The 12,840-nt window shown below is 35.5% G+C and carries 14 protein-coding genes, 1 tRNA gene and 1 other annotated feature; of the genes, 1 reads left to right on the top strand and 14 read right to left on the bottom strand.

What is annotated here, in order from left to right; all coding sequences use genetic code 11:
• Positions 1 to 41: 41 nt before the first annotated feature.
• The 13 genes from rplL to B5D16_RS04295 form a co-directional block, all read right to left on the bottom strand.
• The gene (gene rplL, locus B5D16_RS04355) at positions 42 to 407 is read right to left on the bottom strand and encodes a 50S ribosomal protein L7/L12 (RefSeq protein ID WP_078765756.1); all 366 of its coding nucleotides are present in this window, start codon (positions 405 to 407) and stop codon (positions 42 to 44) included.
• 238 nt (positions 408 to 645) lie between these two features.
• On the bottom strand, positions 646 to 1,143 hold the full coding sequence (gene rplJ / locus B5D16_RS04350; RefSeq protein ID WP_078765755.1) for a 50S ribosomal protein L10: 498 nt from the start codon (positions 1,141 to 1,143) through the stop codon (positions 646 to 648).
• Positions 1,144 to 1,223: 80 nt separating this feature from the next.
• Positions 1,224 to 1,356: a sequence feature (ribosomal protein L10 leader region), on the bottom strand.
• Between the two features lie 56 nt (positions 1,357 to 1,412).
• Complete coding sequence (gene rplA / locus B5D16_RS04345; RefSeq protein WP_078765754.1) at positions 1,413 to 2,108, bottom strand: 50S ribosomal protein L1; 696 nt, start codon at positions 2,106 to 2,108, stop codon at positions 1,413 to 1,415.
• A 57-nt stretch (positions 2,109 to 2,165) separates the two neighbouring features.
• The gene (rplK, locus tag B5D16_RS04340) at positions 2,166 to 2,591 is read right to left on the bottom strand and encodes a 50S ribosomal protein L11 (RefSeq protein WP_078765753.1); all 426 of its coding nucleotides are present in this window, start codon (positions 2,589 to 2,591) and stop codon (positions 2,166 to 2,168) included.
• Positions 2,592 to 2,685: 94 nt separating this feature from the next.
• Positions 2,686 to 3,207, bottom strand: coding sequence for a transcription termination/antitermination protein NusG (gene nusG, locus B5D16_RS04335; protein ID WP_078765752.1), 522 nt, complete (start codon positions 3,205 to 3,207; stop codon positions 2,686 to 2,688).
• Between the two features lie 18 nt (positions 3,208 to 3,225).
• Positions 3,226 to 3,441 carry a preprotein translocase subunit SecE gene (gene secE, locus B5D16_RS04330; RefSeq protein WP_078765751.1) on the bottom strand — a complete coding sequence of 72 codons (216 nt, stop codon included), beginning with the start codon at positions 3,439 to 3,441 and terminating at the stop codon, positions 3,226 to 3,228.
• 18 nt (positions 3,442 to 3,459) lie between these two features.
• Positions 3,460 to 3,609, bottom strand: coding sequence for a 50S ribosomal protein L33 (gene rpmG, locus B5D16_RS04325; protein ID WP_078765750.1), 150 nt, complete (start codon positions 3,607 to 3,609; stop codon positions 3,460 to 3,462).
• Positions 3,610 to 3,846: 237 nt separating this feature from the next.
• Positions 3,847 to 4,563 (bottom strand): ComF family protein, encoded by a 717-nt coding sequence (locus B5D16_RS04320; protein WP_078765749.1) that lies wholly within the window; start codon positions 4,561 to 4,563, stop codon positions 3,847 to 3,849.
• Between the two features lie 90 nt (positions 4,564 to 4,653).
• Positions 4,654 to 5,721: a tRNA 2-thiouridine(34) synthase MnmA gene (gene mnmA, locus B5D16_RS04315; RefSeq protein WP_078765748.1), complete on the bottom strand. Its 1,068-nt coding sequence runs from the start codon at positions 5,719 to 5,721 to the stop codon at positions 4,654 to 4,656.
• 1 nt (position 5,722) lies between these two features.
• Positions 5,723 to 7,921 (bottom strand): SF1B family DNA helicase RecD2, encoded by a 2,199-nt coding sequence (recD2, locus tag B5D16_RS04310; RefSeq protein WP_078765747.1) that lies wholly within the window; start codon positions 7,919 to 7,921, stop codon positions 5,723 to 5,725.
• Between the two features lie 28 nt (positions 7,922 to 7,949).
• A complete protein-coding gene (gene mreB / locus B5D16_RS04305; protein WP_078765746.1) occupies positions 7,950 to 8,948 on the bottom strand; it encodes a rod shape-determining protein in 999 nt (332 codons plus the stop codon).
• Positions 8,949 to 8,962: 14 nt separating this feature from the next.
• On the bottom strand, positions 8,963 to 10,267 hold the full coding sequence (locus B5D16_RS04300; RefSeq protein ID WP_078765745.1) for a DUF6273 domain-containing protein: 1,305 nt from the start codon (positions 10,265 to 10,267) through the stop codon (positions 8,963 to 8,965).
• 76 nt (positions 10,268 to 10,343) lie between these two features.
• Positions 10,344 to 11,075 (bottom strand): MIP family channel protein, encoded by a 732-nt coding sequence (locus tag B5D16_RS04295; RefSeq protein ID WP_078765744.1) that lies wholly within the window; start codon positions 11,073 to 11,075, stop codon positions 10,344 to 10,346.
• Between the two features lie 186 nt (positions 11,076 to 11,261).
• Between B5D16_RS04295 and B5D16_RS04290 the strand changes: the two genes are divergently transcribed.
• Positions 11,262 to 11,332, top strand: a tRNA-Trp gene (locus B5D16_RS04290).
• A gap of 53 nt (positions 11,333 to 11,385) precedes the next feature.
• Here the strand turns inward: B5D16_RS04290 and radA are convergent.
• Entirely contained in the window at positions 11,386 to 12,774 is a 1,389-nt protein-coding gene (radA, locus tag B5D16_RS04285; RefSeq protein ID WP_078765743.1) for a DNA repair protein RadA, read from the bottom strand.
• Positions 12,775 to 12,840: the final 66 nt, after the last annotated feature.

Raw genomic sequence — 12,840 nt, 5'->3', positions numbered from 1 at the left:
CAATGTCCATGGTCTTTGTAAGTTCTAAATTCAGATTACAATTATTTAACTGTAACAACTGCACCTTCATCTTCAAGCTGTTTCTTAAGAGCTTCAGCTTCTTCTTTTGTAGCGCCTTCTTTGATAACCTTAGGAGCTCCGTCAACAACTTCCTTAGCTTCCTTAAGTCCAAGACCTGTAGCATCCTTAACAACTTTGATAACCTTAACTTTGTTAGGACCTACTTCTGTAAGTTCTACGTCGAATTCTGTCTTTTCAGCTGCGCCGCCTTCAGCACCGCCTGCTGCTGCAACTACAACACCTGCTGCTGCTGATACACCAAATTCTTCTTCACATGCTTTTACTAATTCATTTAATTCTAATACTGATAACTTTTTGATTTCTTCGATAAATTCCTGAGTTGTCATTTTTTATTCCTCCATTTAATATCTAATTTTAATTTGTTTTCTAAATTCTAATAAGGTTAATGCTCGGTAAAGGTTACCTTCGCATTAATCCTGCTTCGCAGGACATAACCCCTCCGGGCTTATGCCAAGTACGATAGTTAACTCTCGGAAAGGATACCTCGAGTTAATCACTCCGTGACATGCATTCCTTCGGAATACATGCAAGTACGATTTAAATTTTCTTTATGAAAATTTAAATCTATGCAACCTCTTCGTCTTTGCTATCTGCAACCTGCTTGATAACACGAGCGAAGTTTGCAATAGGTGACTGAATACTTCCAAGGAGTTTTCCAAGAAGTACTTCTTTTGATGGAATACTTGAAATAGCCTTAACTCCAGCTGCATCATAATATGTACCATCGATAACGCCGCCCTTAACTTCAAGAGCTTCAGCGTCTTTAGCGAACTTGCAAAGAACTCTTGCAGCTGCTGTTGCATCTTCTTTACAAATAGCAATAGCTGTTGGTCCTTCAAGATTCTGAGCAAGGTCAGCGAATTCTGTACCTTCGATAGCGAAATTAATCATAGTATTCTTATATACTTTGTATACAACGCCAGCTTCTCTTAATTCTCTACGAAGATTTGTATCCTGTTCTACTGTAAGACCACGATAATCTACAACTACAGCTGTCTTTGCGCCATCAAGTAATTCCTTAATTTCGTCTACGATAGGCTTCTTAATTTCTACTTTAGCCATGATCTGCCTCCTTATTTTATTTGTTTGCCGTTAAATAAAGAGTTTTATATGAGATTAGAAAATTCCGGCTTTGCCAGTATTCTAATCAACAAAAACCTCTCCATGCCTAGACATAGAGAGGTGTAAATAATCTTATTTATCTAACTCCTCGGTAGGCTTAATAAATAATTACGCTTTCGCACCTACTGTCTTCGGCAATTGGACTTTAAGTCCTTGTGCATAATAGCACATTTATTATGATCTGTCAACTTTTAATCCAAAATCCCTAATTAGTTAGAGAACTTAGAAACGTTAAGTTTTACACCAGGACCCATTGTAGATGTAAGAACTACGCTCTTCATGTACTGACCCTTAAGTGTACTTGGCTTAACCTTGTTGATAGCATCAATAAGCGTCTGGAAGTTTTCTGCTAACTGGTCTTCACTGAATGAAGCTTTTCCAATTGGCACGTGGATAATATTGGACTTATCAAGTCTGTATTCAATCTTACCAGCCTTGATATCGCTAACTGCTTTAGTTACGTCCATTGTTACTGTACCAGCTTTTGGGTTTGGCATTAAGCCCTTAGGACCGAGTACACGACCAAGTCTACCTACGACACCCATCATATCTGGTGTAGCAACTACTACGTCAAATTCAAACCAGTTTTCATTCTGAATCTTTGGAATTAATTCCTCACCGCCTACAAATTCTGCGCCTGCAGCTGTAGCTTCATCAGCCTTGTCTCCCTTAGCAAATACAAGTACTCTAACTGACTTACCTGTACCATGTGGAAGAACAACAGCTCCACGGATCTGCTGGTCTGCGTGACGTCCATCACATCCTGTTCTGATGTGACATTCTACTGTTTCATCAAATTTAGCAACAGCTGATTCTTTTACTAATTTAATAGCATCTGCTGTATCGTATAAAGTAGCTTTATCAATCTTGCTAGCTGCTTCTACGTATTTTTTACCATGTTTCATTTAATAACCTCCTAGTGGTAATAACGGATAAACCTCCCACTTTTCTTTTAATAATTATTAGTCAACTACTGTGATACCCATACTTCTTGCTGTACCAGCGATCATGCTGATAGCTGCGTCCATGCTTGCTGCATTAAGATCTTTCATCTTGATTTCAGCAATCTTCTGAAGTTCATCTCTTGTAATAGATGCAACTTTAGTTCTGTTAGGAACACCTGAACCAGACTGAATCTTGCAAGCTTTCTTTAAAAGAACTGCTGCTGGTGGTGTTTTTGTAATGAAGCTAAAGCTTCTGTCTGAATAAACAGTAATTACAACTGGAATAATCATTCCTGGCTGATCAGCTGTTCTAGCATTAAATTCCTTTGTAAACTGTACGATATTTACACCATGCTGACCAAGTGCTGGTCCAACTGGTGGTGCTGGTGTAGCCTTACCAGCTTCGATTTGAAGTTTAATATAACCTTCTACATTCTTTGCCATTGTGGCACCTCCTATTGTGGTATTATCGGGAATCCCTCCCACTGCCTTGTTAATCTTTACAAGACATTCTTAACTCTATTAAAACCTTATGGTCTTAATCCATCTTCTTAACTTCTGAGAATCCAATTTCAACAGGTGTTTCTCTACCAAACATATCAACACTAATTGTGATAGCCTGTCTACTTTCATCAATTCTCTTAATGACACCAACTGTGTCTTTCCATGCACCTGCTATAACAGATACTGTATCGCCTACTTCGTAGTCGCATACGATCTTTTCCTTCTTTCCAATACCAAGATTAATCATCTCAGCCTCAGTTAAAGGTACAGGTTTTGATCCAGGTCCAACGAATCCTGTTACACCTCTTGTATTACGAACAACGTACCATGTATCATCGTTCATAATCATATTGATAAGTACATAGCCTGGGAATAACTTCTTAGAAGCCTCTTTCTTAACGCCATCCTTAATCTCAACCACATCCTGCATAGGTACTGATACCTCAAGTATCTGATCCTGGAGATTTCTGTTTTCCACAGTCTGCTCGATGTTAGTCTTTACTTTGTTTTCATATCCTGAATAAGTATGAACTACATACCACTTTGCTTCTTCCATACATTCTCCTTCTTGTAATTAAGATAAAATCTTATCAATTCCTAACTGCACCAACATATCAACTAATTTGATAATGATACCAAGTATAACGGATACGATAACTACTGCTGTTGTTTCTTTTACGATTGTTGGTCTATCAGGCCAAATAATCTTATTGAACTCAGCCTTAAGATTCTTCCACCAACCGCCAGCACCTGAACCAGATTTCTTTTCTTTCTTTTCTGATTCTGACATTTCTCGCTCCTTATCCAATTACTTAGTTTCTTTGTGCATTGTATGTCTCTGACAAAATCTACAATACTTCTTTGTTTCCATTCTGTCTGGGTGTGTCTTCTTATCTTTAGTCATATTGTAATTACGCTGTTTACACTCAGTACATGCCAATGTTATCTTTACGCGCATAACTTCCACCTCCGCTAATAATCTTTTTTGATTCCTTTCTTTTTATGTACCAATTTCTATCGCAGCAAATGCTTTCTTTCGAAGTGGGATATCTACTAAAACGCATTCAATCCGCTATAAAAATTTGCGCACAAAAAAAAAGACGCTTCTTCCATCGCTAGATTAATATAACATACCCACAAAAAACAGTCAACACTTTTTTCGTAATTTGTTATATCCATTAGCATAAGCATCTTTTTAATTTCCCATTCCAGTAGCTACTGTAATAAAGAAAACTTTACTAACACCGCTTTCTAATAAAACCTTACTAGAACTTGAAACTGTAGCACCAGTTGTATATATATCATCAATAATCAATATATTCTTATCCTTAATAAGATTTAATTTCTTATCATCAACCATAATCGCTTTTTCCAAATTATTAAGTCTGTCAAGTCTTGTAAGTTCTTTTTGCGGTTTGGTTTTCTCAACTCTAATTAATGCTTCTGTCCAATCGCATTTGCTAAGTTTACATAACTCAGAAGTGAGAACAGCTGCCTGATTATAACCACGCTCAATAAGTTTCTTCTTATGAACAGGGATTGGAACAATCAAATCAATATTCCAAAGTGAAATCCTATCTGCATAGGACTGCATAATACTTTCAGCGAAAAACTTGGCATTCTCTCTTCTATTATGATACTTAAAATCCATAAGTGCATTTTTAATTGCATCATTATAGTAGAAAACCGAACGCCCCTCTTCAAAATAGGTCTCACTGGTCTCACAAAACTTACATATGGTACTTGCTCTATCCTTAAGTATCTTTCCGCAGTGAATACAAGTGTTCTTATTAGCATAAACAAGCCTACCATTACAAACATCACATATTAATTTATCATCAGATAAGGTTTTACCACATATCGGACAAGTTCTTGGATAAACAATATCTAATATACTCTTTAACCCCTTCATACTCCTCCTTATTTCAATCTTAAACTAAAAAAACTAAATAACGTTATTATCCAGCCCCACAAAGAAAAACTAAACATACTAACTCACCTCCTAAACTATTGTTCCACCACCGACAACATAATCACCATCATACATAACCAAAGCCTGGCCCTTTGTGATGGCTCTCTGTGGTTCATCAAACTCAACAAGTAATTCATCATCACCAATCTGAGTAACAGTAGCCCATGTTTCAGGCTGACGATAACGAATCTTCGCCTTAACTCTAATAGGCTCCAAAATGTTATCAACTGTAATTAAATTAATGAACTTACAATGTAAAGTCTTTGTAAATAAATCTTCATTACGTCCAAGAATAACCTGATTCTTTACAAGATCAAGTTTAACAACATACATAGGTTCCTTAAGAGCAAGACCTAAGCCCTTTCTCTGTCCAATTGTATAATTAATAATTCCCTTATGTCTTCCAAGCACATTCCCTTCAAGGTCAACAAAATCGCCTTCCTTGTAATCCCTACCTGTATAAGACTTAATAAAATCAGAATACTTACCTTCCTGAACGAAACATATGTCCTGACTGTCATGCTTTCTTGCATTAACGAATCCATTCTCTTCAGCAATGTCTCTTGCATAATTCTTTGTCATCTCACCAAGTGGAAACTGAACGTGGGATAACTGTTCCTGAGTCATAGAATAAAGAACGTAACTTTGATCCTTTGTATCATCAACTGCCTTCTTAAGTAAGAATCTTCCATCCTTTTCCTCAATTCTTGCATAATGACCAGTTACAACATAATCACACTCAAGTTCCTTAGCTCTTGAGAAAAGTTTTTCAAATTTTAAATATCTATTGCAATCAATGCATGGATTAGGTGTCATGCCATTTTCATAACAGTAGATAAACTTATCTATAACCTCTTCTTTAAATCTATCAGCAAAATTAAAAACATAATAAGGCATGTCTAATTTAAAGCACACTGATCTAGCATCCTCAACATCCTTAAGAGAACAACATGAATTCTCTCTTGAAACATTAACATCCTCATTATCAAATAATTTCATTGTAACACCCATGCATTCGTAGCCTGCTTCTTTCATAAGAAATGCAGCAACTGATGAATCCACGCCACCACTCATGGCTATAAGTGCTTTCTTACTCATATTATATCCTACCTTTTAATCTATCTTTTAAACCTGAATATCTAATCTGTGTTGATTTGTTTTCAATCATATGCGAAAACATCTCACTACTTCCAACTATGCATACACATTGCTTTGCTCTAGTAATTGCTGTATATAATATGTTTCTATTCATAAGTTGCATTGGTCCTGTAAGAAGCGGAATAACAACCGCAGGATACTCTGAACCCTGTGACTTATGAATCGTAATTGCATATGCAAGTTCAAGATCTGATAAATCTTCAAATTTATAATTTACAATCTTACCATCATCAAATCTTATTCTCATCATATTAGCAAATTCACTGATTTGCAATATAATTCCGGTATCTCCATTAAAAATACCTGTACCTCTTTCAATAACTATGCCTTTATTATTCTCATATTCCCATTCATAATCATAGTTATTCTTAATCTGCATAACCTTGTCGCCTTCTCTAAAGAGTTTATCACCATACTCTTTTTCGGCTTTCCCAGTATCTTTTGGATTAATACATGATTGTAAATATTTATTGAAGTTTTCAACACCAAGGACGCCCTTTTTCATAGGAGTTAGTACCTGAATGCTACCTATATCACTATTTACATATGAAGGTAACTTATCCATTACCAAAGTTTTAGTTGCTCCAAGAATTGAATAAGCTTCATCTCTTTTCACATATACAAAATCCTTACTTTTCTTTGTAAGGTCAACTTTCTTGCCATCATTAATCATATGAGCATTAACTATGATATCGCTATGTTCACTCTGTCTAAAAATCATCTTTAGTTCAATAACCTTAATAACTCCCGACTCAATAATGTCCTTAAGAACATTACCCGGTCCTACTGATGGGAGCTGGTCCTTATCTCCAACTAAAACAAGATGTGCTCCATATGGAATTGCCTTAAGTAATGCCTTCATTAAAAAGATATCAACCATTGACATCTCATCTATTATTATAACTTCTGCTTCTATTGGATTAAACTCATCTCTTCCAACATATTCTTCAGAAGCATCTCCACCCTTTGTAATTTCCAAAAGTCTATGAATAGTTGATGCTTCATATCCAGTGCTTTCTGTAATACGCTTAGCCGCTTTACCTGTTGGAGCTGCAAGTTTTACACTCTTCCCAAGATAAGTACACATACTTATAATTCCATTAATTATAGTTGTCTTACCTGTACCAGGTCCACCAGTTATAACCATAACACCTTCTGAAGCAGCTTCTTTTATTGCATGCATTTGCTCCTCATTAAAATGTAAGTCAATTCCTGATTCAACCCTTTTTAATATATCATCATTAATAGAAAACTTTTCATATCCATCTTTAATCTTCAGCAAATTCTGCGCAATGTTTTTTTCAACATTATAAAAAAGTATGTCATACACGAAGTCAACGCCATCGATATTACATACTTTTATCCTCTGCTCAATCAACATATCCTTAAGGTATTTGTCGATATCGTAATCCACTCCAAGTATTTCGACGGACTTAGATTTAAGAGTATTAATGTCAAGACAGGTATTACCGTTCTGTGCGGCCATACTTAAAACATAAGTTATACCTGACTTGATACGATACTCACTATCAACTTCAATTCCAACTTTACCTGCGATGTCATCTGCAATTTTAAATCCAACACCCTCTATGTCATCTGCAAGTTTATAAGGATTTGTTTTTAATATATTAAATAATTCATTTCCATATAAATTATAAATCTTTGCAGCAAGACCTGTTGTAACACCATATTTTTGTAAGAAAATCATGGCATCACGCATGCTACGCTGATTTGAAACCTGCTCATAAATAGTAAGAGCACCTTTTCTTGAAATACCCTTAACTTCCGCAAGTCTTTCTGGTTCATTCTCAATAATTTCAAAAGTTTTATCTCCGAACTTATCAACAATTCTTCCGGCCATGGTCTTACCAATACCTTTGATTGCTCCAGAGCCTAAATACTTTCTTATTGAAAGTTCATCATTACTAATCTTTACTTCGTAACTTGAAACCTTTATTTCCTCACCGTATGTATCGTGAAATATCTCTTCACCTTCTAGAACTATATATTCACCCTCATTAATAATAATATTACCCACACAAGTATGTGAACCATCCTCTGATTCAACAACAATGATTTTATAATCACTATTAGGCGAACTATATAAAATTCTCTCTACATAACCAGCAAGTTTTACCATATCTCCTCCTATGGAGTAATTTTTTATTCTAATTAATTGTTAAGCTTTCCTTAGGTGAGAAGAACTCTGTGTATCTTCCTGTACCAATTGCAACAGCTGTCATAGGTTCTTCTGCAATCAAAGTATTAATACCTAACTTGGCTTCAATTAATTCCTCTAATCCCTGTAAGAGACTTCCGCCACCAGTCATAACTATTCCACGATGAGCAATGTCCGCTGAAAGTTCTGGTGGAGTTTTTTCAAGTACTTCATGAATAGCTTCAATAACCTGAGTGGTAACATCGCGAAGTGCTTCCTCTGTTTCCTCTGATGTAATGATAATACTCTTTGGAAGACCTGTAACAAGGTTACGTCCTCTAACTTCCATCTTCTTATCATCATTTCTTCTATAGCAGTTACCGATTTGAATTTTTACTTCTTCTGCAGTTCTATCACCAATCAAAAGATTATGTTTCTTTCTCATGTATTTTACAATGGCTTCATCAAAATCATTACCAGCCACCTTTATTGAAGAACTCTCAACTACACCACCAAGAGAAACAACTGCAATATCAGTAGTACCACCACCGATGTCTACAATCATATTTCCACATGGTCTCATAATATCAAGTCCAGCACCAATAGCTGCTGCCATTGATTCATCAACAATAACAACAGATCTAGCACCTGCCTGATAAGTTGCATCCATAACAGCCTTTCTTTGAACATCTGTTGCTCCACTAGGAACACATACATTAATTCTAGGCTTTCTATAACTTCTCTTGCCAATCGCCTTCTGAATGAAATATCTAATCATCTGCTCAGTAACAGAATAATCAGCTATAACACCTTCATGAAGTGGACGAAGGGCAACAATATTACCAGGTGTTCTACCTACCATAAGTCTTGCCTCTTCACCAATGGCTTTAATTTTCTCTGTATCTCTATCAAATGCAACAACAGCTGGTTCCTTTAAAACTACGCCTTTACCTTTTATGTAAACCAATATGCTAGCTGTACCTAAATCAAGTCCAATATCTGTGCTCAAATCACACCTCCGTATTATTTATATGATACCCACATTGCTGGGCGACAATTAATAGATTTGTCTGTTGCAACATAACCATCATACATGACTTCTCCATTTGAAACAAACGCTACCTTATCCTGTGAAGATCCAGGGCCAATTAACCACCAGTCCGTCATATATGCATCTAAATAATAAGCATACTGTCTTGCCTGAAGATCATTAAGGAAAAATAACTTATCAACTGTATCTCTTCCAGCTGTAGTATCAGAATCAAATCTGTCCTTAGCTAAAACTGCTGATTCCTTAATGTGACTAGCTTCTGTTGATGAAAAATATTCTTTAATAAAATCCTTATTGAAATACTCTCTTATTGAGCTTTCTGCCCAAGTAATATCACCTGGCTTATTATTATATGCGCCATAAGGTTTTGGTTCACTCTTTACAAGTAAAACTTCACCCTTTTCGTCATTTCTTTCAACAATTTTCCATCTGTAATGACCATATGTAACACTTGCCTTAAGTTTTCCATTCTTTATAACTTCGAGTTCGCATTCACATTTCTTCTGTTCGCATTCATAAAAGTTTTCCAATTCTTTGAACTCATTAATGGCTGCTTCGTATGCCTTTTTAACGTCATCATCCTTTTTGCCGTCTTCACCCTTTTTACTTTTTTTAGCTTCCTTAGCTAATTCTTCAGCAGCTTCCATCTTTTTACATGCGCTCTCGATTTTTAACTTAACAACTTTTTCACTGTCAGGTCCAAAGCCCTTAAGTTTTGTATATATTTTAATTGCGTCCTTATAGTTACCAGTTTTCACAAGTGTATCAGCCTTGAAAATCTTATATCTATCAGACTTATAAAAAACAACAGCTAAAACCATCAAACAAGCAAATAAAAACATTCCAAGGAAAAAGAATACTCTTCCCTTCATTAACTTTTCATTTCTTTCTTTTTCAACCTTAGCTGTATGAACTTTATCTTCTTCAGCAAATTTAACGTCATAATCCTTAGCCTTAGCTAAAAACTCTTCCTTACTTTTTTGAATATTCTTGATTCTTTCCTTAGAATCCTTAAAATCTCCAAGATCTTTATATATCTTTATAATAGTATCGCACAATGTTGCTCTATAACTATCATAATTTAAGCATTCTAATGATGCTTCTAATTGTAAAGCCTTCTCATACTTTTCATCGTCTGTTAATTTAACAACTTTTTTAGCCATGATTTCTAAACAAATAACTTCCTTTCTATTCTTTCCCTTTTCCACCTCTAACTTGTAAATTATAGCAAATGTCTTAAAAGTTTTCAATACATTTGCTGTAATGGTAAACTCCATACATAAAAAGACAGGGACCACAGAGCAAATGCTTCTGCAGTCCCCGCAAATCAAAACGATTCATTTACATATTTAATTATCTTTTAATTGGAGTTCTCTTAACTTCTTCTGGTTTTTTCTCCTCTGGATAGAAGAATCTAAATGCAAGTGCTGCAAGTGCTGCTCCAATAAGTGGGGCAAATAAGAATACCCATGATTGCTTAAGTGCTGTTCCACCAAGGATAAAAGCTACGCCCATGCTTCTTGCAGGATTAACTGATGTTCCTGTTAAAGGAATACCAATAATATGAACAAATGTAAGTGTTAAACCAATTACAATACCTGCAATATTACTACACTTTGCGTCTGAAGTTACTCCTAAAATAGTAAGTACAAATACAAATGTTAAAATAATTTCAACAACTATAGCACCAAATGCTGAAAGCCCTAGTGCACTTGCCTTACCATAACCGTTAGTACCAAATCCTCCCATTTCAAGAGTCGTACTTTGTACTATAAAATAAAGCATACCTGCTCCAATAAATCCACCAATAAACTGTGAAATCACATACCCAATTAAATCTTTAACATTCATTTTGCCTGCCACAAAGCATCCTAATGAAACAGCAGGATTAATGTGACAACCTGATACATTACCAATAGCATATGCGCAAGCTACAATTGACAAGCCAAATGCTAATGCTATTGTTAAAACTCCTCCAAATCCAATACCAGTTCCAGCAGTTGCTCCTCCTACAACCATAGCTGTACCACAACCAAACAGAGTCAGAACAAAAGTTCCTAAGCATTCTGCAATATACTTCTTCATAATAATTCTAGCGTGAACGCTACTCCTTTCCATAATTATTTTTTCAGCAAAACATATTACTGTTATAAATATTTTAACACTACAATCATATTATGTCAACATACTATCGACAGTATTACAATAATAAATTCAAATTATCCTTGACTTTATGGTGGCTTTATGATATAAATATCTAGGTGTCAACTTAGGGGCATAGTTCATCGGTAGAATAAGAGTCTCCAAAACTCCAGAGCTGGGTTCGATTCCTAGTGCCCCTGCTAAAAAAAGCATCTGCAATTTGCAGATGCTTTTTTCTATGTCTATTTTATTTTTAAGCAAATATATCTGACCTTGTAATCTCCGAAACATTACCTATTGGAATAAATGTAAGACCATATTCTTTATTAATATCCTTACAGTCCTTACATAAAGTCTTATATGAAATCTCAGGAAGGATTACTCTGTTAAATCCAAGTTTTTTAGCCTCTAATATTCTTGCCTTATCCTGTGTTACACTTCTAACCTCACCTATAAGACCAATCTCACCAAATACAATTGTATCACTTGCAACGGGCTTATTCTTAAAACTTGAAACAAGACTTATTGCCACGGCTAAATCAAGTCCTGGTTCATTAAGCTTCATGCCTCCTGCTATATTTACATATGCATCGCAATCAGATATTGATAAACCTGCTCTTTTATCTAAAACTGCAAGCAAAAGATTAACTCTATTATAATCCATACCTGCTGCTGTACGCTTTGGCATAGAGAAATTAGTATTACAAACTAATGCCTGAACTTCAACAAGAAGTGGTCTTGTTCCTTCCATTGCACAAGCTACAACTGTTCCAGCTGCATCCACTGGTCTTCCTTCAAGCATAAAAGCTGATGGATTAAGGACTTCTCTTAAACCATCATTTCTCATTTCAAACACGCCTATTTCATTAGTCGCACCGAATCTATTCTTTACACTTCTAAGCACTCTGTAACTTTCGTGTCTATCACCTTCAAAATAAAGCACAGTATCAACCATGTGTTCAAGTACACGTGGGCCTGCAACAACACCTTCCTTAGTAACATGACCAACAATTACTATAGGAATATTAAGTCCCTTTGCAAGCTGCATTAAAACATTGGTAGACTCTCGTACCTGACCAACACTACCTGGTGCAGAGCCAACTTCTTCCTTATACATAGTCTGAATAGAGTCAATTATAACAAATTCAGGCTTTTCATCCTTTAATACACTTTCAATATTTGAAAGATCTGTATCACATAAAACCTTTAAATTATCATTAGTTTCACCAAGTCTGTCAGCTCTAATCTTAATTTGTCTTAGCGATTCCTCACCAGATATGTATAATACTCTAAGACCTGCATTTGCTAAGTTTCTGCATACCTGAAGCAAGAGAGTTGACTTTCCAATACCAGGATCACCACCAACAAGTGTAAGCGAACCAACTACAATTCCACCGCCCAAAACTCTATCAAGTTCATCAAATCCTGTATTTATTCTTTCACCATCCTCGTTAGTTACTTCCTTAAGAGTTGTAACTGTACTTTTTGAAATACCCGATACTATTTTAGATTTAGATGATGTATTAACTTTTTCTTCAACAAATGTATTCCAAGCCTTACAGGAAGGGCACTGTCCAAGCCACTTTCTACTTTCATATCCACATTCATTACAAAAAAAGACTATATTACTACCTTTTGCCATCATTCCTCCAATATATTAATAAAACAGGCCCGAGCTTTCGGACCTGTTTTAAACTATATGTACTTT

Source organism: Eubacterium uniforme, from assembly GCF_900167115.1.
Lineage (GTDB): Bacteria > Bacillota > Clostridia > Lachnospirales > Lachnospiraceae > Eubacterium_S > Eubacterium_S uniforme.
This window is presented reverse-complemented; position numbering and strand designations above follow the sequence as displayed.

Bases quoted from the DNA above. Each gene is read 5' to 3' on its own strand.
- rpmG (WP_078765750.1), bottom strand. From the start codon at position 3,609: ATGCGCGTAAAGATAACATTGGCATGTACTGAGTGTAAACAGCGTAAT.
- rplA (WP_078765754.1), bottom strand. From the start codon at position 2,108: ATGAAACATGGTAAAAAATACGTAGAAGCAGCTAGCAAGATTGATAAA.
- mnmA (WP_078765748.1), bottom strand. From the start codon at position 5,721: ATGAGTAAGAAAGCACTTATAGCCATGAGTGGTGGCGTGGATTCATCA.
- rplK (WP_078765753.1), bottom strand. From the start codon at position 2,591: ATGGCAAAGAATGTAGAAGGTTATATTAAACTTCAAATCGAAGCTGGT.
- recD2 (WP_078765747.1), bottom strand. From the start codon at position 7,921: ATGGTAAAACTTGCTGGTTATGTAGAGAGAATTTTATATAGTTCGCCT.
- B5D16_RS04300 (WP_078765745.1), bottom strand. From the start codon at position 10,267: ATGGAGTTTACCATTACAGCAAATGTATTGAAAACTTTTAAGACATTT.
- B5D16_RS04320 (WP_078765749.1), bottom strand. From the start codon at position 4,563: ATGAAGGGGTTAAAGAGTATATTAGATATTGTTTATCCAAGAACTTGT.
- rplL (WP_078765756.1), bottom strand. From the start codon at position 407: ATGACAACTCAGGAATTTATCGAAGAAATCAAAAAGTTATCAGTATTA.
- B5D16_RS04295 (WP_078765744.1), bottom strand. From the start codon at position 11,075: ATGAAGAAGTATATTGCAGAATGCTTAGGAACTTTTGTTCTGACTCTG.
- nusG (WP_078765752.1), bottom strand. From the start codon at position 3,207: ATGGAAGAAGCAAAGTGGTATGTAGTTCATACTTATTCAGGATATGAA.
- secE (WP_078765751.1), bottom strand. From the start codon at position 3,441: ATGTCAGAATCAGAAAAGAAAGAAAAGAAATCTGGTTCAGGTGCTGGC.
- radA (WP_078765743.1), bottom strand. From the start codon at position 12,774: ATGGCAAAAGGTAGTAATATAGTCTTTTTTTGTAATGAATGTGGATAT.
- rplJ (WP_078765755.1), bottom strand. From the start codon at position 1,143: ATGGCTAAAGTAGAAATTAAGAAGCCTATCGTAGACGAAATTAAGGAA.